Genomic DNA, 2,219 nt, shown 5'->3' on the forward strand with positions numbered 1-2,219 from the left:
GGCGGGGAGATCCGGACGAAGGCACCCGGCGAGGCGAGATAATCCCACGCCTCGTCCGCGCCGGCCCGGATCGTACAACTGAGGTCGATGCTCATCGGTCCGTCTCTCAGGGGAGCAGGCACAGCGGGGTGACGTCGCCCCGCCCACCGGCCATGGGAACGGTCAGGAACGCGCAGGGCCACCAGCCGCGCGACTCGACGACGTCACGGACGGTGGACCACTGGTCCGCCCCCAGGGCGGGGTCCCGGCTCAACACGAAGCCGGAGGACCGGCTCGGGTCGCCGACGACCGCCACCGAGTAGTCGTCGGCGAGGTAGGTGATGCGGTAGTTGACCGGACCGTTCTCGTCCTGGAACGGCACCTGGGGGAAGTTCACGCGCAGGGAGGCGTTGGTGTCGGTGTCGCGGATCGTCGCCTCCCCCTCGATCACCGAGTCGGAGCTGATCGCCGAGCCGCAGGAGTTACGTACCGAGATCGTGTCGGGCGAGATCCGCGCGTACTCGGCGGTCGTGTCGTTGGTGCACTGCAGGGTATACGGCTGCGGGATCGCCGCGACCTGGTACCAGGTGCCCACGAAACGGTCGGGATCCACATATCCGACCTGCTGCAGCTCGGGGCCGCCGATCGACCCCACCGCGATGCCGTCGGGCAGCACCAGCTGCGAGGAGCCCCCGCCGAGGCGGCCCCCGTCGGTGAGGTCCTGGGCCCCGGCTGCGGGGGCGGCCCCGAGCCCCGCCGCCAGTAGCGGAACCACGGCGAGGGCGGTGACGAGTGAACGGACCCGGGAACGGCGCGAGGTGGTCATGGGTGGAACTCCTTCGTGTCGGCGGTGCGGGCTGGAGCGGAGTCGGCCGGAGCCGTGGCTGCGGATGCGGATGCGTCTGAACCGCCGGTGGTGGGCTCGCCCGCGGGCGTGACGCCGCGTCGGGGATCGCCAGGCCACCAGACCCGCTCCCCGACCAGGGTGAACAGAGCCGGCACCACGAGGGTCCTCACGACGAAGGTGTCCAGCAGGACGCCGAGGGCCACGATCACGCCGACCTGGGTGAGCACGATCAACGGCAGGACGCCCAGCACCACGAACACCGAGGCCAGCACGATTCCCGCGGAGGTGATCACGCCGCCGGTGAGGGCGACCGCCCGGACCATGGCCTCGCGGGTCGAGTGCGTGGCCGCCTCCTCCCGGGCGCGGATGATCAGGAACACCGAGTAGTCCACGCCCAGGGCGACGAGGAACAGGAAGCTGTACAGCGGGACCGACACGTCCAGGCCGGGGAAGCCCAGGATCTGGGTGGTGACGAAGGTCCCCAGCCCGAGCGCCGCGAGCGACGACAACACCGTCGCGCCCAGCAGCAGCAGCGGCGCGATCAACGCCCGTAGCGCCAGGACCAGGACGACGAACACCACAAGGAGGATGAGCGGTGCGATCAGCGCGAGGTCGCGGAGGTTCCCGTCGGAGGTGTCGACGCCCTCGGCCACCGATCCGCCGACGATCGCCTCGGATCCGGGGACCTGGTCGACCGCGGAGCGCAACGCCACCACGCTGTCCTCCGACCGGTCGGTCGCGGGGGCGGCGTCGAGGGTCACCGTGATGCGGCTCCACCCGGTCCCCGACTCACCGGCCGGCATGGCGGACACCACGCCCTCCACGCCCTCGGCCACCTCCGTGACCTGCGCCTCCGTGCCGGTGCGGGTGAGCACGGTGACCGGGTCCGTGACGCCGGCCGGGAAGTGCTCGGCGGCGGTCTCCAGACCGGCCGCGGCCTCGGACGGCGTTCGGAACTGCTCCGTCTGGCTCAGGCCGATCCGGGTGCCCAGCAACCCGAACGCGAGGATCACGAGGATCAGTACGCACGAGATCAGGACACGGACCGGACGCCTGACCACCCCGGAGGCGATGCGGCCCCAGACGCCGGACGGGACCTCCTCGCGGAAGTCCTCGGGAGTCGTGGGGGCGGTCACCCGGGCGCGCGCGCCGGTGCGCGTGCCCGTGCGCTCGGAGTCGCGGTGCGGCCGGGGGACGAAAGGCCAGAACAACCCACGACCGCACACGGCCAGCGCCGCCGGCAGCGCCACGAGGGCGTACGCCAGGGCGACGAGAAGGCCGACGGCCGCGGAGAGCCCGAGCGAACGGTAGTTGGGCAGGGTCGCGAGCAACAGCATCAGCAGTGCCAGCACCACGGTGACGTTGCTGGCGATGATGGCGGGGACCGCTCCCC

General features: G+C 71.8%; 2 protein-coding genes. Both read right to left on the reverse strand.

Going from position 1 to position 2,219, the window contains the following annotated elements:
- Nucleotides 1-106: 106 nt before the first annotated feature.
- Complete coding sequence (locus G6018_RS12475; protein WP_179523650.1) at nucleotides 107-805, reverse strand: lipocalin family protein; 699 nt, start codon at nucleotides 803-805, stop codon at nucleotides 107-109.
- Nucleotides 802-2,219: MMPL family transporter (locus G6018_RS12480; RefSeq protein WP_182639765.1), on the reverse strand; the 1,418-nt coding region annotated here is incomplete at its 5' end. The genes G6018_RS12480 and G6018_RS12475, both read right to left, overlap by 4 nt.

This window comes from Dietzia sp. DQ11-44, from assembly GCF_014145205.1.
Lineage (GTDB): Bacteria > Actinomycetota > Actinomycetes > Mycobacteriales > Mycobacteriaceae > Dietzia > Dietzia natronolimnaea.